The organism is Aeromicrobium sp. Leaf350 (assembly GCF_916858655.1).
Lineage (GTDB): Bacteria > Actinomycetota > Actinomycetes > Propionibacteriales > Nocardioidaceae > Aeromicrobium.
The window spans coordinates 106,845-122,975 of record NZ_CAKASL010000001.1 but is presented as its reverse complement, the minus strand read 5'-3'; the positions used below and the strand labels follow the sequence as shown (position 1 = coordinate 122,975).

Annotated in this window: 16 protein-coding genes; 7 read left to right on the top strand and 9 right to left on the bottom strand. The window is 71.0% G+C overall.

The window, feature by feature from the left end; all coding sequences use genetic code 11:
- Positions 1-41: 41 nt before the first annotated feature.
- Positions 42-182: a hypothetical protein gene (locus LO931_RS00650; RefSeq protein ID WP_229051269.1), complete on the top strand. Its 141-nt coding sequence runs from the start codon at positions 42-44 to the stop codon at positions 180-182.
- Positions 183-778: 596 nt separating this feature from the next.
- Here LO931_RS00650 and LO931_RS00645 read toward each other — a convergent pair.
- Together LO931_RS00645 and LO931_RS00640 are read right to left on the bottom strand one after the other, a co-directional pair.
- A complete protein-coding gene (locus tag LO931_RS00645; protein ID WP_229051268.1) occupies positions 779-1,342 on the bottom strand; it encodes an O-methyltransferase in 564 nt (187 codons plus the stop codon).
- Between the two features lie 47 nt (positions 1,343-1,389).
- The gene (locus LO931_RS00640) at positions 1,390-3,399 is read right to left on the bottom strand and encodes a leucine-rich repeat protein (protein ID WP_229051267.1); all 2,010 of its coding nucleotides are present in this window, start codon (positions 3,397-3,399) and stop codon (positions 1,390-1,392) included.
- A 609-nt stretch (positions 3,400-4,008) separates the two neighbouring features.
- On the opposite strand from LO931_RS00640, the gene LO931_RS00635 reads away from it, so the two are divergent.
- Positions 4,009-5,097, top strand: coding sequence for a 3-isopropylmalate dehydrogenase (locus tag LO931_RS00635; RefSeq protein ID WP_370636052.1), 1,089 nt, complete (start codon positions 4,009-4,011; stop codon positions 5,095-5,097).
- Positions 5,098-5,140: 43 nt separating this feature from the next.
- Positions 5,141-6,250 (top strand): branched-chain amino acid aminotransferase, encoded by a 1,110-nt coding sequence (locus tag LO931_RS00630; protein ID WP_229051265.1) that lies wholly within the window; start codon positions 5,141-5,143, stop codon positions 6,248-6,250.
- Positions 6,251-6,294: 44 nt separating this feature from the next.
- Here the strand turns inward: LO931_RS00630 and LO931_RS00625 are convergent, their stop codons facing one another.
- The 4 genes from LO931_RS00625 to LO931_RS00610 are packed head-to-tail and all read right to left on the bottom strand — an operon-like array spanning position 6,295 to position 9,384.
- Positions 6,295-7,254, bottom strand: a complete 960-nt coding sequence (locus LO931_RS00625; protein ID WP_229051264.1) for an ARC6/PARC6 family protein — start codon at positions 7,252-7,254, stop codon at positions 6,295-6,297.
- A 47-nt stretch (positions 7,255-7,301) separates the two neighbouring features.
- Positions 7,302-7,820: a hypothetical protein gene (locus LO931_RS00620; protein WP_229051263.1), complete on the bottom strand. Its 519-nt coding sequence runs from the start codon at positions 7,818-7,820 to the stop codon at positions 7,302-7,304.
- A 2-nt stretch (positions 7,821-7,822) separates the two neighbouring features.
- Positions 7,823-8,335, bottom strand: a complete 513-nt coding sequence (locus tag LO931_RS00615; RefSeq protein ID WP_229051262.1) for a hypothetical protein — start codon at positions 8,333-8,335, stop codon at positions 7,823-7,825.
- A gap of 38 nt (positions 8,336-8,373) precedes the next feature.
- Positions 8,374-9,384: a zinc-binding alcohol dehydrogenase family protein gene (locus LO931_RS00610; RefSeq protein WP_229051261.1), complete on the bottom strand. Its 1,011-nt coding sequence runs from the start codon at positions 9,382-9,384 to the stop codon at positions 8,374-8,376.
- Positions 9,385-9,462: 78 nt separating this feature from the next.
- Between LO931_RS00610 and LO931_RS00605 the strand changes: the two genes are divergently transcribed.
- Positions 9,463-10,896, top strand: a complete 1,434-nt coding sequence (locus tag LO931_RS00605; RefSeq protein WP_229051260.1) for an aspartate ammonia-lyase — start codon at positions 9,463-9,465, stop codon at positions 10,894-10,896.
- Here the strand turns inward: LO931_RS00605 and LO931_RS00600 are convergent.
- Positions 10,889-11,581, bottom strand: coding sequence for a hypothetical protein (locus LO931_RS00600; protein WP_229051259.1), 693 nt, complete (start codon positions 11,579-11,581; stop codon positions 10,889-10,891). The two genes, LO931_RS00605 and LO931_RS00600, sit on opposite strands and share 8 nt — an antisense overlap.
- Positions 11,582-11,787: 206 nt before the next feature.
- Between LO931_RS00600 and cimA the strand changes: the two genes are divergently transcribed.
- The 3 genes from cimA to LO931_RS00585 all read left to right on the top strand — a co-directional run bounded on the left by cimA (position 11,788) and on the right by LO931_RS00585 (position 15,125).
- The gene (gene cimA, locus LO931_RS00595; protein WP_229051258.1) at positions 11,788-13,389 is read left to right on the top strand and encodes a citramalate synthase; all 1,602 of its coding nucleotides are present in this window, start codon (positions 11,788-11,790) and stop codon (positions 13,387-13,389) included.
- An 80-nt stretch (positions 13,390-13,469) separates the two neighbouring features.
- The gene (locus LO931_RS00590; RefSeq protein ID WP_229051257.1) at positions 13,470-14,198 is read left to right on the top strand and encodes a hypothetical protein; all 729 of its coding nucleotides are present in this window, start codon (positions 13,470-13,472) and stop codon (positions 14,196-14,198) included.
- 75 nt (positions 14,199-14,273) lie between these two features.
- On the top strand, positions 14,274-15,125 hold the full coding sequence (locus LO931_RS00585) for a hypothetical protein (protein ID WP_229051256.1): 852 nt from the start codon (positions 14,274-14,276) through the stop codon (positions 15,123-15,125).
- A gap of 4 nt (positions 15,126-15,129) precedes the next feature.
- On the opposite strand, the gene LO931_RS00580 is transcribed toward LO931_RS00585, so the two are convergent.
- A complete protein-coding gene (locus tag LO931_RS00580; protein ID WP_229051255.1) occupies positions 15,130-15,588 on the bottom strand; it encodes a GNAT family N-acetyltransferase in 459 nt (152 codons plus the stop codon).
- A gap of 211 nt (positions 15,589-15,799) precedes the next feature.
- On the bottom strand, positions 15,800-16,003 hold the full coding sequence (locus tag LO931_RS00575) for a hypothetical protein (RefSeq protein ID WP_229051254.1): 204 nt from the start codon (positions 16,001-16,003) through the stop codon (positions 15,800-15,802).
- Positions 16,004-16,131 lie beyond the last annotated feature (128 nt).

The window sequence follows — 16,131 nt, the reverse complement described above, 5'->3', positions numbered from 1 at the left end:
TGGCTATGTGATGCAAGGCCAATATGGATCATGCTGGACCTATGTTCATCACTGCAGCCTTCCTGGTCGTGTCCGTGGCGTCGTCCTGGATGACCGTGCGGCTCGTGGCGACGGACGGGTACGGCGACCGACCCGGCCCGCGCAGCCACGAGCACGAGTACGTGGCCCCGTGGCGCGCCTGACCCGCAGCCTCCCCGGCCGCCTGGTGCGGCTCGTGGTGGGGCTGTGGCTCTACGGCGCCACGATGGGCCTGCTGGTCGAGGCCGGGCTCGGGCTCGACCCGTGGGACGTGTTCCACGAGGGCGTGGCCGCGCGTGTCCCACTGACCTTCGGGCAGGTCGTCATCGCGACGGGCGTGGTCGTGATGCTGTTCTGGATCCCGCTGCGGCAGCGGCCCGGCATCGGCACCCTGCTCAACGTGCTGCTGATCGGCATCGCCGCGGACGTCACGCTGGCCTGGCTGCCGACGCCCGACCACCTGGGCGTGCAGATCGGCTTCCTCGTGGCCGGCGTCGTGGGCAATGCCCTGGCCGGCGCGCTGTACATCGGGGCGAACCTCGGCACCGGTCCGCGCGACGGACTCTGGAGCGGCATCGTGCGACGCACGGGGCTCAGCATCCGCGTCGTCCGGACGTCGCTCGAGGTCACGGTCCTGGCGATCGGGTTCGCGCTCGGCGGCACCGTCGGAGTCGGCACCGTCGTCTACGCGCTGGCGATCGGGCCCCTGGTGCAGCTCTTCCTGCAGCTGCTGGACGGCTCGACCGTCACGGGGCCTGCGTCAGCGGCGCGTGGCGATGACGAGGCTGGCGTCGGCGTCGATCATCATCTCGACGGCGACGAACCGCTCGTCGGTGAGCCACTGCTCGCGGACGGAGTCGACCTGACCGTCCACGATGGGCGGCCAGTGCGCTGAGACCGTGAAGTCGTCGAGCACGGCGATGCCGCCGGGCTCCAGCAGGTCGGCGAGGTGGTCGATCTCGGCCATGACCTCACGCACGTCGACGAAGATCAGCGAGAACGGCGCGTGCTGCTCGAGCGTGCGCCAGTCGCCGGACGTGATGTCGATCGTGTCGACGTCGGCGAAGATGCGCTGGACGTCCTCGGCGAGCGACGGGTCGAGCTCGGCGCTGACGATGCGGGCGCCCTTGGCGGCACCGCTCGCGAGCCAGGCGGAGCCGACCCCCGTGCCGGTGCCCAGCTCGGCCAGCGTGCCCGTGCGGCTCGCCGCCAGCGCCGACAGCAGTCGACCGGTCTCGTTGCGGGTCGACGTGATGAAGCCGCGCTGACGCGAGAGGTCGAGGGCGCGGCCCACGAGCTCGGGTACGTCGAAGGGCGAGGACACCTTGTCAGTGTGTCACGCTCCGACGTCCCGGCCCGCCGCCTTCCTGCTCACTGAGACGCGCTGGACCGGCCCTGACGACGGGACAGCAGCACGAGGCCCGCGGCCAGGAGCACGAGGCCGCCGACCAGCAGCGGCACGGAGGCCTGGGCGCCGGTCGTCGGCAGGCTGCGCGGGCGGGTCTCCGTCGCGACGGTGCTGCCGGTGCCGGTGCCGGGTCCGGTGGCCGCCGGGGGCGTGCTCACGGCGGGAGCCGCGACGGTGATCGCGGCCGAGACGACCTGGGTCCCGCCGGCGAACGTCACCACGACGTCGTGACGTCCTGGAACCAGCGTGGTCGGCAGCGTGCCGGCGAAGCGGTAGGTGCCTCCGGCCGTCGCGGTCGTCGTCCCGAGCAGCACCGGCGTCGAGTGGACCTCGACCGAGACCGAGGAACCGGTCGGCGCCCCGGTGCCCTGCACCACGATGGGATCGCCCGGCGCGTACGTGGCGCGGTCGGTCGTCGCGGTGAGCGGGTTCGCGGTCCAGCGGGCGTACAGCGTCGTGGGGCCGGTCACGGTCAGCGGGAAGGTCACCGGGTCACCGCCCGTGGCAGCGGTGTACCAGCCGTCGAAGAGCTGACCCTCGACCGCCAGAGCGCCCGGGTCGGCGACGGTCGCCCCGTCGGCCACGACCACGGCGGCCGGAGCGGTGCCGTGACCGTTCGCGTCGAAGGTGACGGTGTGAAGGGCGGTCCAGCGGGCGTACAGCGTCGTGCTGCCGGAGACGGCGAGCGGGAACGTGACCGGGCTGCCGCCGGTGGCAGCGGTGTACCAGCCGTCGAAGCGGAAGCCGTCGGCCGTGAGCGCGCCCGGGTCCGCCACGGTCTGGTCGTCGAGCACCACCTGAGCGGCAGGCGCGGTCCCGTGACCGTTTGCGGAGAACGTGACGGTCGACCGGGTGCAGAGCGGGTAGCCGAGCCAGCTGCCCGACTCCGGGAAGCCGGTCGAGGCGGCGGACGGGCAGATGCGCAGCGTGGGGCTGGCGGAGTCGAACGACTCGTCGCCGTTCCAGGCGTACGCCGAGGTCGCGGCCGGGGCGTCGCCGAGGAAGGTGACGCGTCCGAGGTTCGGGTTCTCGTCGAAGGCGTTGCTGCCGATGAACGTGATCGAGGCCGGGATCGTGACCGTCGTCAGTCGGTTGCGCTCGAAGGTGGCGTAGCTGATCGCCGTGAGCGACGACGGCAGCGAGACCGAGGCGATCAGGTTGTCGTGGAAGGCCCAGTCGTCGATGAAGGTCACGGAGGAGGGCACCACGAGCGACGGGATCTGGTTGTACTCGAAGGCGCCGTGGCCGATCGTCGTGAGGGAGGACGGCAGCGTGAGGGCGGTGATGTCGTTGTCGTAGAACGCCGAGCGGCCGATGCTCTGCACTGACGATCCGAGGGTCAGCGTGCTCGTCGGGTTCTGCCGGAAGGACTCGGCCCCGATCGACGTGACCTTGTCGCCGATCAAGACGGCGGTCAGTCCTCGTGAGGCGAAGGCGTACTCGCCGACCGCGACGACGTCGTAGGCGACCGTGTCGATCACGACCTGGTCGGGGATCGTCAGGGTGCTCGACGGCGGCGCCGACGAGAAGCCCACGGCCGTGGCGCCAGCGGCGACGTCCGTCGGGCAGTACGAGTAGGTGACCTGACCCGGGCCGGTCGCGGTGGTGAGCTGACCCCGGCCACACGGGACGGGAGCCGTGATCGCGAGGACCGTGGCCGTCGGAGCGAGCGCCGCTGCCACCGGGGCGTCGGTCGCGTCCTGCTCGACGGGTCCGGCCGTCGCGTCGTCGCCCTGCGGTGCACCGTCGTCGGCGGGGGTGTCGTCCTCGACAGGAGTCACATCGTCGGTCTCGGCGGGGGTCCCGGTGGTCGGGTCGTCGCCCGTCGTCGGCACCGTGTCCGTGGTCTCGACGGCCGGTGGCGTCGGCTCGACGTCCTCCTCGGCCTGGGCCGGGGTGGCGAGAAGGCCGACGACGAGGGCCGAGGTGGCCATCGCCCGGAGCAGGCGCGGGGACGGACGAAGGATGGACATGGTGCCTCGGGTCTCTCAGGTGTGGGACGGTGCCTGGTCAGGCGCCTCGCCGGACGCTAACCACGCCCGGTGTCACCGACCGGTCGCGTGTGGCGAGCGCAGGTCCGGACACCGGAAAATGGTCCCGACGGACCATGCGGACCTGACCCGGCACGACCGTCGTCGCGACACGCCGACGTCCTTCGTTACCGGCGGGTAGGCAAGGGGCGGGGCGGTGGGGTAGAGTCCTGGCCATGCGGAAGCAGCTCGTATCCATCGCTTGCCGCGGCAGGGTCTCCTAAAGGCCGACGACCTGCCGCGGAGTTCTGGCGTTGGCCCGCTGAACCGCTGCAGGATCGCTTCATCACCACCTGAGATCTCGCTCCTTCTCGTGCCGGTCACCCCGGCCACGCGGTTCATCGGACCAGCTGTCTGTCCCGACCGCTGACCATCCAGTACCGAGAAGGAGTTCTTTCATGTCCGATCACACCATCGAGTGGGGCCCCGCCCACCTGCGCGACGACGCCAACGAGACCCTCGACGCGCTCATCGCGGCCGATCGTCCCGACGACAACTGACCATCCACTGGACGAGACGCCAGTTTCAGCATCTGAGACCGGCGGCCGTAGGATGATCACCATGACGCAGACGTACAACCTTGCGGTCGTCGCCGGAGACGGCATCGGCCCCGAGGTCACCGAGCAGGCACTCCGAGTCCTCGACCAGGTGGCGGCGCAGCACGACCTCGCCTTCGCCCGGACCGAGTACGACCTCGGAGCGCGTCGCTGGCACGCCACGGGGGAGACCCTTCCCCAGACCGTGCTCGACGAGATCCGCGGTCAGGACGCGATCCTGCTCGGTGCCGTCGGCGATCCGTCGGTGCCGTCCGGCGTGCTCGAGCGCGGCCTGCTGCTGAAGCTGCGCTTCGAGCTCGACCACTACGTCAACCTGCGTCCGTCGAAGCTGTACCCCGGGGTGCCCACCCCGCTCGCCGAGAGCGTCCTCGCGAAGGGCGACATCGACTTCGTCGTCGTCCGCGAGGGCACCGAGGGTCCGTACGTCGGCAACGGCGGCGCGATCCGCGTCGGCACGCCGCAGGAGGTCGCGACCGAGGTCAGCCTCAACACGGCCTTCGGCGTCGAGCGGGTCGTCCGCGACGCGTTCGCACGCGCCCAGGCCCGTCCGCGCCGCAAGCTCACGCTCGTGCACAAGAACAACGTGCTCGTGCACGCCGGCCACCTCTGGAGCCGCACGGTCGACGCCGTGGCGACGGAGTTCCCGGAGGTCTCGGTCGACTACCTGCACGTCGACGCCGCCACGATCTTCCTGGCGACCGACCCGGCGCGCTTCGACGTCATCGTCACCGACAACCTGTTCGGCGACATCCTGACCGACCTGGCCGCCGCCGTCACGGGCGGCATCGGCCTGGCGGCGAGCGGCAACGTCAACCCCGACCGCACCGCCCCGAGCATGTTCGAGCCGGTCCACGGCTCGGCCCCCGACATCGCGGGCCAGAGCAAGGCCGATCCCACCGCTGCGATCCTGTCGGCCGGTCTGCTGCTGGAGCACCTCGGCCACCCCGAGGCCGCCGCGCAGATCGCGACCGCCGTCGAGGCCGACATCGCTGCCCGCGCCGGCGGCTCCACCGGCCCTCGATCCACGCAGGAGGTGGGGGAGGCCATCGGAACGCTCGTGGCCGGAGGCGTATCGGTGGGCTGACCGTCCCTGTCCCACCTTCTCCGAAAGCATTACCGTGAACTCCATGACCTCCACACCGACCGCTCCTGCCCCGTTCGCCAGCACGTTCACCCAGAACCCTGCTGCGCGCACGGACGAGGAGCGGGCGGCGATCCTGGCCGACCCTGGGTTCGGCAACCACTTCACCGACCACATGTTCCTGTCCGAGTGGACCCCCGAGGGCGGGTGGCAGGACGGCCGCGTCGTGCCGTACGGCCCCTTGCTGCTCGATCCCGCCACGGCGGTCCTGCACTACGCGCAGGAGATCTTCGAGGGGCTCAAGGCCTACGCCCACGCCGACGGCTCGGTCTGGGGCTTCCGGCCCGAGGCGAACGCCGAGCGGCTGGCCCGCTCCGCCCACCGCCTGGCCCTGCCCGAGCTGCCCACCGACTGGTTCCTCGGTTCGATCGAGTCGCTCGTCGCGGCCGACCGGGCCTGGGTCCCCACGGGTGAGGAGCGCAGCCTGTACCTGCGTCCCTTCATGTTCGCCTCCGAGGTCTTCCTCGGGGTGCGGCCGTCGCAGCACGTGACCTACTCGGTCATCGCCTCGCCGGCCGGTGCGTACTTCAAGGCGGGCCTCAAGCCGGTCAACATCTGGTTGTCGGAGACGTTCACCCGCGCCGGGCTGGGCGGCACCGGAGCCGCCAAGTGCGGCGGCAACTACGCCGCGAGCCTGCTGCCGCAGCAGGAGGCCTTCGCCCACGGCTGCGAGCAGGTCGCCTTCCTGGACTCCGTCGAGAACCGGTGGGTCGAGGAGCTCGGCGGCATGAACCTGTACTTCGTGCAGTCCGAAGGATCCATCGTGACCCCGGAGCTCTCGGGCTCGATCCTCGAGGGCATCACCCGCGACTCGATCCTGACGCTCGCCCGCGACCTCGGCCACGAGGTCGTCGAGCGCAAGGTCTCGATCGACGAGTGGCGCGACGGCGTCGCGAGCGGCCAGATCACCGAGGTCTTCGCCTGCGGCACCGCCGCGGTCGTGACCCCGGTCGGCAAGCTGGCCTGGAACGGCGGCGAGGTCGTCAGCACCGACGGCGACATCGGCAAGGTCACCGCCGACCTCCGCGCTGCGCTGGTCGACATCCAGTACGGCCGGGCCGAGGACCGCCACGGCTGGCTGACCCGCCTGGTCTGAGCCCGCTCGACAGACCCTGGCGGTGCCTCGGACCCTTCCGGGCCTCAGGCGCCGTCAGGGCCGACCGGGTCTGAGATCTCGGTGACGTCGCGGACGACCCGCCACTCGTCGCCGTCCTTCTCCAGCTCGTACTCCACCGTCGTGGAGGCGGACTGCTCGTCGCCGTCGATGTCGTAGGTCTGGGTGACGTCCAGCCGTACCGTCGCGGTGTCGTCGTCGACCGAGACGACCTCGAGGTCATCGATCTCGATGACGAACGACTCGACATCGATCCCCGACGTCTCCGCCTCCTCCATCGCGTCCGCGAGCTCCTCCTCGCACTCCTGCACCGAACCGAACTCGGTGACCGGGTGCTCGGCGAGGATCGTGCAGTCGAGGTCGGTGGTGGCCTGCGTGAACTCGCGCACGGCGTCCTCGACCGCCTCCGCGGCGTCGTCGTCCCGGTCCGAGTCGTCCCGGTCCGAGTCGTCCTGGTCCGAGTCCTCGTCCGTCCCGTCGTCGCCGTAGTCCGGCTCCAGGTCGGTGACGATCCAGCCCTCGTCGCCGTGGCTCACCGTGTAGTCGACCGAGCTGTGGCCGATCGTGGTCTCGCCGTCGACCGTGATGTCGATGCTGGACTCGAGGTGCACGGTCGCCTCGTCGTCGGACTCCGAGGTGACCTCGAGCTCGTCGATGACGAACGAGTTGAGGTCGACCTCCGCCTCGTCCTCGTCGTTCTCCTTCGCCTCCTGGCGGAAGTCCTCGCACTCCGACGTGGAGTCGAACCCGCTGACCGGGTGCACGGCCATCGCCTCGCAGTCGCCGTCGTTGGTGGCCTCGATGTAGCCGCGCGTGGCCTCCTCCGGCGTGCCGAAGTCGGAGGTCCCGGACGAGCCACCGAGCACGAGCACGAGGGTCGTGACGCCACCGGCGACCAGCACGATGGCCAGCGCGACGACGGCGACGACGAGGCCGACCCGACCGCGGTCGCGGGCGGGGGGCGGCGGCGGGACGGGAGACGGCATCGGCGTGGTCATGCCTCTACGAGGGCGTCACGCCCCTGATTGTTCCGTCACCCGTTCTCGGCGGCGGGCACCGTCACCATGGACGAGACGAGCCAGCGTCCGCCGATCATGACCAGCGTGTAGTCGCCCGTGTGGTGCGGGTGGCTGACGTCGCCGTCGAGCTGGGTGACCTTCTGGCTCAGCTCGAGGCGCACGACGGCGACGAGGCCGGTCTCGGACAGCACCTCGAGGTGCTCGACCGCGACGTCGACGGCCAGGGGATCGACCTCGTAGCCCTGCGCCTCGGCCTGCTCCTGCGAGCGCTGCATCGCCTCCGAGCAGGCGGTGGCGTCGGAGAACCGGGCGATGGGGTGCACGGCCAGCGCCTCGCAGTCGCCCAGGTTCGCGGCCCGGACGTAGGCGAGCATCGCGTCCTCCGCAGATGGCGCCGCGGTGGGCGGGGTCGTGTCGTCGGCCTGTCCCGTGAGGCTGCGCGCCACGAGCAGCCCGGTCATGACCAGAGCCACGGCCGCCACGACAGCGAGCACGCGGACGACGCGTCGTCGGTGCGGGGCGAGCGGATCCACGATCAGTCCTCCTGGACCGTCTCGAAGCCCGTGATGTTCCAGCGTCCGTCGTCGTTGCGCAGGGTGTAGTCGACGGTGTTCTCGTAGGTCGTGGCGTCGGCGCCCTCGCCGTAGGACTGGGTGAGCTGCAGGCGGACCGTCGCGGCCTGGTCGGTCTGGTCCGTGACCTCGACGTCGGCGATCGTGAGCTCGACCAGGTCCTCGCCCTCGACGTCGTCGGCGCCGCTGAAGAAGGCCTCGCAGTCCGCCACGGAGTCGTACTCGCCGACGTCGTGGGCGGCCAGCACCTCGCAGTCGCGCGCCTGCGCGCCCTCCAGGTAGGCGCGGACCGTCGCGTCAGGCGCCTCGGTGGGCGCGGCAGCGACGTCTTCCACCGGCTCCTGGCCGGAGTCCCGGTTGTCGTCGCCCGTCAGCACGAGGGCGGCGACGACCGCGGCGGCGGTGAGGAGGGTGACGACGGCCGCCAGCACCACGAGGAGGCGGCGGCGGGAAGAGGGTGCGGTAGGAGGCGTCATGGGACGTGTGAGGGTCGCGCGGCCTCCGATGTTCCGGCTCAGACCTCCCGGGCGATGACGACCTTGCCGATGACGTGTCCGTCCTCCACGAGCCGATGGGCCTCGCGCAGCTGCTCGGCGTCGATCGGCGACAGGCGCGTGGTCGCCGTCGTGCGGACGTCGCCGGACTCGACGAGGCCCGCCACCTCCGTCAGGATCTCGTGCTGACGCACCTGGTCGGCGCGGCCCTGCATCGGCCGCGTGAACATCAGCTCCCAGTGCCACGACTGGCTCTTCGACTTGAGCGCGCGCACGTCGAGGGACGACGGGTCGTCGATCGCCACGACGGCGCCGAAGGGAGCGAGGACCTCGGCGTAGGTCTCGACCATTCCCTCGGAATGGGCCGAGAAGATCCAGTCGACGCCCTCGGGGGCGATCGCGAGCGTCTCGGACACCAGGTCCTCGCGGTGGTTGACCACGTGCTCGGCGCCGAGACCCTCGACCCACTCGACGCCCTCGGGCCGTGAGGCCGTCGCGACCACGGTGACGTCAGGGAGCAGGTGCTCCGCGAGCTGCAGCAGCACGGAGCCGACGCCACCGGTGGCTCCGACCACGAGCAGGGTGCCGGAGGACTCGCGGGTCAGCCCGAGCTTGTCGAAGAGGGACTCCCAGGCGGTGATCGCGGTCAGGGGCAGCGCGGCCGCGTCCGCGAAGGTCAGGGAGGCGGGCTTGCGGCCGACGATCCGCTCGTCGACCGCGTGCAGGTCGGCGTCGGTGCCGGCGCGGGTGATGTCGCCGGCGTACCAGACCTCGTCGCCCACCTGGAAGAGCGTGACCTCCTCGCCGACCTCCCGCACGACACCTGCGGCGTCGAACCCCAGGATCCGGGTGCCGTCGGCGTCGCCGCCGCCGCGGACCTTCACGTCGACCGGGTTGACCGAGACGGCGTGCACCTCCACGAGGAGGTCGTGGGGTCCCGCGGTGGGGGCGTCGACCTGGAGGTCGATCAGCGAGCCGGGGTCGCTGGCGGGCAGGGAACGGGAGAAGCCGACGGCGGAGATCGTGGTCATGGGTCCAGCCTGCTCGGTGTGGCCAACACGGGCGCGGTGGCGCGTCGCTGCGGGGCCGGACTGTGGTTGCATCGAGGTATGACTCACATCACACCTGAGGCACCGGCGACGCGACTCGAGCACGACCTGATCGGGGAGCGTCACGTGCCGGCGGAGGCCTACTGGGGCGTGCACACCCTGCGCGCCCTGGAGAACTTCCCCATCACCGGGATCCCCATCTCCGACAGCCCCTTCCTGGTCGAGGCGATCGCCGCGGTCAAGGAGGCCGCGGCGATGGCCAACCACCAGCTCGGCCTGCTCGACGACGAGCGCTTCGCCGCGATCCGTGACGCCTGCGAGGAGATCCGCGCCGGTCAGTGGCACGAGCAGTTCGTGGTCGACGTGATCCAGGGAGGCGCCGGCACGTCGACCAACATGAACGCGAACGAGGTCATCGCGAACCGCGCGCTCGAGCTCATGGGACATGCGAAGGGCGACCACCACGTCCTCCACCCCAACGAGCACGTCAATCTCAGCCAGTCGACCAACGACGTCTACCCGACCGCGGTCAAGATCTCGATCATCCTCGCGGCCCGGGACCTGCTGGCCGCGATGCTGCGGCTGGAGGACTCCTTCGCCCGCAAGTCGCTCGAGTTCCACGACGTGCTGAAGATGGGCCGCACCCAGCTGCAGGACGCCGTGCCGATGACCCTGGGCCAGGAGTTCGGCACCTACGCCCAGATGATTGCCGAGGACCGCGCGCGACTGTCGGAGGCCGTCGCCCTGCTGCACGAGATCAACCTGGGGGCGACCGCGATCGGCACGATGCTCAACGCCCCGGCCGGCTACGTGGAGATCGCGTGCGCGCACCTCGGAGCGATCACGGACCTGCCGCTCGAGACGGCGGTGGACCTGATCGAGGCGACCCAGGACTGTGGCGCGTTCGTGCAGGTCTCGGGCACCCTCAAGCGGGTCGCGGTCAAGCTCAGCAAGATCTGCAACGACCTGCGGCTGCTCTCGTCCGGTCCACGCGCCGGGCTGGGCGAGATCAATCTGCCGGCCGTGCAGGCCGGGTCGAGCATCATGCCCGGCAAGGTCAACCCCGTGATCCCGGAGGTCGTCAACCAGGTCGCGTTCCAGATCATCGGGCACGACGTCACGGTGTCGATGGCGGCCGAGGCGGGTCAGCTGCAGCTCAACGCCTTCGAGCCCGTGATCTGCTTCTCGCTCGCTGCCGGCATCTCACGGCTCGAGCAGGCCGTCGGCGTCCTGGCCGAGCGGTGCGTCGACGGCATCACGGCCAACGTCGAGCACCTGCGGGCCGAGGTCGAGGCGTCGATCGGGCTGGTCACGGCGCTCAACCCGTTCATCGGCTACGAGGCCGCGACGATGGTGGCCAAGGAGGCGCTGCTGACCGGCCGTGGTGTCGCCGAGCTCGTGCTCGAGAAGGGCTTGCTGCCCGAGGAGCACCTGCAGCGGATCCTGCGCCCCGAGACCCTGGCCAACCTCGGTCCGAAGCCGCCCGTCAGGTGAAGAGCGCGGCGGCGTCGCCGAGGACCGTCACGGCGAGCTCGCCGCCGCGCAGCTTGAGGCGCACGTCGATGCCGTAGCCGGCCCCGTCGTCCGGGCGGGGCGGCTCGGGCTCGCCCATCGCCGTGGCGATGTCGGCAAGCGTCACGGAGGCCCGGCCGAGGGGGTCGTTCTGGGGCCACTCCACCAGGAGGCGGTGGGCGAGACCGGTCAGGACAGCCAGCGTGGCCGGCAGCTCCTGGAGCGGCACCGCGGCGCAGCGCAGCTCGGGGAGGCCGAACGTCGTCAGCCCGTGAGAGACGACGTCGGTGCCCTCGAGGCCGGCGCCCTCCACGTCGAGCGCGACCCACTGCCGCGGGGCGCGGGGGTCGGTCTCGTCGACCGTGTGGGTCACCAGGCGCGGCACCGACAGGTCCAGCACGAGTCCGTCGTGCTGCGCGGCGAGGGTGAGCGCCTCCCGGCGAGCGGCCACGGCGTCGGTCGCGGCCGAGCCGACCGGGCCCGAGCGGTGCAGCACGCGGGCGTGGGGTCGCGCCTCGAACGCCTTGATCTGCGCCTCGTCGGCGCCGAAGCGGCGCAGGAGCGCCTCCGACGGCAGCGGGACCGGCACGTCCTCGACGGGCTCGAGCGGTCGTGCGGTGACGACGGCGTGAAGGCTGTGGCGCGCATCCGGCACGGGAACGGTCATCGGTCGGCCCCTCGGGTCGTGTCGTGCCCTGTCTTGGCAAGCATCGGCTCGAAGTCTAGACTCACGATCGTGACCAGCCTCACGACCGCGTGTCCTCCGACGGAGACCGTGATCATCATTGCCGGGCGCGCCGGATCCTGACCGACAGGAACCAGCGCGCCGCCTCCCGATTCTCGGGGGGCTTTTTTGTTGCCAAAGGACCCACCATGACCGCGACCCCCGACCCCACCAGCGTCGACCGGGACTTCCACGTCTACGACACGACGATGCGCGACGGCGCCCAGCAGGAGGGCCTCAACCTCTCCGTGCAGGACAAGATGCACATCGCGCGTCACCTCGACGACCTCGGCGTGGGCTACATCGAGGGCGGCTGGCCGGGCTCGAACCCGAAGGACACCGAGTTCTTCGCCCTGGCGGCCAAGGAGCTCGAGCTGCGGCACGCGACGCTCGCGGCGTTCGGCTCGACCCGCCGGGCCGGCGCCGTCGCGGCCGACGACCCCATGATCGCCGCGCTGCGTGAGTCGGGGGCCTCGGTCGTGACGCTCGTGGCCAAGAGCCACGACCGTCACGTCGAGCTGGCGCTGCGCACGACGCTGGAGGAGAACCTGGCGATGGTGCGCGACTCGGTGCAGCACCTGCGGTCCGAGGGACAGCGGGTCTTCGTCGACCTGGAGCACTTCTTCAACGGGTACCTCGACAACCGCGCGTACGCGCTCGAGGTCGTCCGGGCGGCCACCGAGGCGGGCGCCGAGGTCGCGGTGCTGTGCGACACGAACGGCGGGATGCTGCCGCACCAGGTGAGCGAGATCGTCGCCGACGTCGCCGCCTCCACCGGGGCCCGGCTCGGCATCCACGCGCACAACGACACCGGGTGCGCGGTCGCGAACTCGATGGCGGCGGTGCTGGCGGGAGCCACCCACCTGCAGGGCTGCCTGAACGGCTACGGCGAGCGCACCGGCAACGCCGACCTGGTCACCTGTGTCGCGAACCTCGAGCTCAAGCTCGACCGGCCGGTGCTGCCCGCGGGTCGTCTCGCCGAGGCCACCCGCATCGCGCACGCGGTCTCGGAGATCACGAACTACCCGCCGTCGGCACGCCAGCCGTACACCGGGGTCTCGTCGTTCGCCCACAAGGCCGGTCTCCACGCGAGCGCGATCCGCGTCGACCCCGACCTGTACCAGCACATCGACCCCGCACTGGTGGGCAACGACATGCGGCTGCTCGTCTCGGAGATGGCGGGCCGCGCGACGATCGAGCTCAAGGGTCGCGAGCTCGGCTTCGACCTCACCGACGACCCGGCGCGCCTGGCCCGACTGACCGACCGCGTCAAGGAGCTGGAGCAGTCCGGCTACACGTTCGAGGCGGCCGACGCCTCGTTCGAGCTGCTGCTCGTGGAGGAGGTCGAGGGAGCGCGACCGACCTACTTCGACATCGAGTCGTGGCGGGTCATCGCCGAGGCCTCGCTCGCCGAGGCGACGGTCAAGATCGTTGCCGGGGGCCAGCGGCTCGCGGTGATCGGCGAGGGCAACGGCCCCGTCAACGCGCTCGACCACGCGCTGCGCCAGGCGATCGAGCAGGTGTACCCCGACGTCGCGCAGTTCCACCTGACCGACTTCCGGGTGCGCATCCTCGACCAGGGACACGGCACCGACGCGATCACGCGGGTCCTGATCGAGACGTCCGACGGCAAGGACTCCTGGGTCACGGTCGGAGTCGGGCCCAACATCATCGAGGCCTCCTGGATCGCCCTCACCGACGCCTTGACCTATGGTCTGCGGGCGCACGGGGTGGCACCGGCCGCGAGCTGACCTTGTCCGAGGACCCGAGGCACGACCGCCCGAGGCACGACCACCGGGAGCGGCGGGCGTCCGGCTGGCGGCGACTGGCCGTGGTCCTGCCCGTGCTCGTCACGACGCTGGTGCTCGTGGCCGTCGGCGGGCTGGTGATCGTCGAGCAGCAGCGGCAGGTGCGGGCGAGCGAGGACGCCGACGCGGTGGCCGCCGAGTTCCTGGACGAGGTCGCGGCGTTCCGCGACGAGCTGACCGACCTCATCACCGCCGGGCGCGAGGGCCCGCCCACCGACCTGCAGGCGCAGGTGCAGGCCCGGATCGAGGCACCGCCGTCGTTGCCGGCGCTCGGGGGAGTCGGGGCGGAGCTGTCGGAGGACTATCGGGACGCGCAGTACCTCGAGGCGACCCTGCTGGACCCGTACGTCGAGCTCGTCGACGTGCTCGGACGCATCGCGGTCGCGCGCACGTTCATCGCGGCCGCCGACGCGGTGCTGGCGCTGCGGATCGACGAGATCACCGGGTCGTCGACGATCCGCGACGCGAGCGTGGTCGAGCGCGACGTGATCCCGGAGTACGAGGAGGCGTTGTCCGACTTCGAGGCCGTCCCGGTCCCGGGCGGGCAGGAGGACCTGGCGGCGACGGTCTCGGCGGCGGTGCAGAACGTGATCGACCAGTGCGAGCTGCTCGTCGCGTTCGCGGCCGTCGGCCAGAACTACTCCTTCAGCTACGGGAGCCAGATCGCGATCGCGGCCGAGGCGGTCCGGGTGTTCGGCCTGACCGTCGACTCCGACCTCGCGGCCGCGGTCGACGCCGCGCTTCCGGCCTGATCGCGAGGATCTCCAGGGGAGAGGTCCCCACGCCCCCAATTTGACACGCCCCCGTGCCGCGGCCACGGTTCTGCCATGAGCAAGCGCGCGAAGATCCTCCTCTTCTCAGCCCTGGGGCTGCTGGTCGTCGTGGCCGTCGCGGTCACGACCGTGGTGCTGGTGATCCACCAGAACCACAAGAACGACGTCGCCGCTGCCGACCGGGCGGCCGCCGACTACCTCGACGAGGTGGCGGCGTTCCGCGAGGAGCAGGCCGAGATCCTGGCTGACGAGGCCGGCAGCGACCTCGCCTCGGCGCTCGACGCCATCGACGCAGCGGTCGAGGAGATCCCGGCCATCGGCGACGCCCCGGAGTACGGTCGCGAGAACTCCGACGACTACGTCGAGGCGGCGAAGGCCGAGCAGGATCTCGAGAAGGACCTCGACGCGCTCGCGACGCTGGCCGAGGACACGCTCGACACGACCGAGTTCGTGGACGCCACGGTCGTGGCGCTCGACCGCACCACCCCGGGCACGCTGCTCGGGACGGGTCCGTTCTCCAGCGGCCAGCCCGTCCGTGACGCGACGATCCCGGGCATGCAGGCCGTCAAGGACACCTTCGAGTCGGTCGAGGTGCCGGCCGGCTTCGAGGAGGCGGCCGAGCTGACCTCCGCCGCGCTCCAGCACGTGCTCGACAACCTGAACCAGATGGCGGCCTCGCTCGACGGCGGCCAGTCGTACTACTTCGAGTTCAGCGAGCAGTACAACACCGCGGACCTGGCGGTGGTCGACGCCGTCGGAGCCGCGGAGGACACGATGGCCGACGCGATCGAGGCCTTCGGCACGGGCGACGACGTCGAGGCGCCGTCGTCGGACGACTCCGACGAGGAGCCGGGTGACGAGCCGTCCGAGGACTCGGCTCGCGACGAGGAAGAGACCGAGAGCTGATCGCTCAGGTGGGCTGCCGCGTCATCGGCACGTGGTCGATGCCCGCCTCGACGTAGTCGTCGCCGCTCCGCACGAAGCCGAACCCGGCGTACCAGTCGTGCAGGTAGGCCTGCGCTCCCAGGTCAATGCGCTGGTCGCCCCAGCGCTCGAGCACCTCGCGCAGCAGCGATCCGGACAGCCCGGTTCCGCGGGCGTCCTTCCGCGTGCAGACACGGCCGACGCGTCGTACGCCGTCGGCGGTGACGTAGGTGCGCAGGTAGCTCGTGATGCCGGCGTCGTCGGCCAGCCACAGGTGCGACGTGGTGGGCCGCAGGTCGACCGCGTCGGGATCGGCGTCCTCGCAACGCTGCTCGACGTTGAACACGACGTCACGAATGGTCCAGACGGCATGGACGTCCGCCCCGGTCAGGTCGGGTCCGTCGACGAGGTGGAGCCCTCCGGGCTCGCGCACTGCTGCAGGCACCGACCCAGCCTACGGTGACGCCCGGAGCGGGCGGTGAGTCAGCCACCGAAAGACCTCCTCATGGGGGCGGGCGGTGAGTCAGCCACCGCATGAGCGCTCATACGGTGGCTGACTCACCGCCCTAGGTGGATGGATCACCGCCGTGCGCCGGACGCGGGCCTGCAAGAGCGCTGCGTCTCGCACGTCAAGTGCGGGCGCCCCGCGAGGGTTCTTATCGCTCGAAGGCGAGGTACCAGATGCCTGCGCCGAGAAGGAACAGCACGAACAGGCCGACGATCCCGCCGAAGAACGCCAGGAGGAAGCCCGTCTCGCCGTCGCCATCGTCATCGCCGAATTGCGCTCGCAACGTCCGCTCGATCCGCGGTGCGAGGAGGCCGAGGCCGACAGCGATGGCCGCAAAGACGAGGTACTGCACGTCGTTGATGCTAGAGCCGCGGGTGTGATCCGAGTGCGGATTCGGGACCGCCAGTGGCGTAAGAGCAGGCTCGACGAGGGCATCGGCGCAGAGCCTCCTCGCACCGTGGACGCGTGGTGCGGACTACG

Coding starts and splice junctions, on each gene's coding strand:
- LO931_RS00650 (WP_229051269.1), top strand. CDS start 42: ATGTTCATCACTGCAGCCTTCCTGGTCGTGTCCGTGGCGTCGTCCTGG.
- LO931_RS00640 (WP_229051267.1), bottom strand. CDS start 3,399: ATGTCCATCCTTCGTCCGTCCCCGCGCCTGCTCCGGGCGATGGCCACC.
- LO931_RS00635 (WP_370636052.1), top strand. CDS start 4,009: ATGATCACCATGACGCAGACGTACAACCTTGCGGTCGTCGCCGGAGAC.
- LO931_RS00630 (WP_229051265.1), top strand. CDS start 5,141: ATGACCTCCACACCGACCGCTCCTGCCCCGTTCGCCAGCACGTTCACC.
- LO931_RS00625 (WP_229051264.1), bottom strand. CDS start 7,254: ATGCCGTCTCCCGTCCCGCCGCCGCCCCCCGCCCGCGACCGCGGTCGG.
- LO931_RS00615 (WP_229051262.1), bottom strand. CDS start 8,335: ATGACGCCTCCTACCGCACCCTCTTCCCGCCGCCGCCTCCTCGTGGTG.
- LO931_RS00610 (WP_229051261.1), bottom strand. CDS start 9,384: ATGACCACGATCTCCGCCGTCGGCTTCTCCCGTTCCCTGCCCGCCAGC.
- LO931_RS00605 (WP_229051260.1), top strand. CDS start 9,463: ATGACTCACATCACACCTGAGGCACCGGCGACGCGACTCGAGCACGAC.
- LO931_RS00600 (WP_229051259.1), bottom strand. CDS start 11,581: ATGACCGTTCCCGTGCCGGATGCGCGCCACAGCCTTCACGCCGTCGTC.
- cimA (WP_229051258.1), top strand. CDS start 11,788: ATGACCGCGACCCCCGACCCCACCAGCGTCGACCGGGACTTCCACGTC.
- LO931_RS00585 (WP_229051256.1), top strand. CDS start 14,274: ATGAGCAAGCGCGCGAAGATCCTCCTCTTCTCAGCCCTGGGGCTGCTG.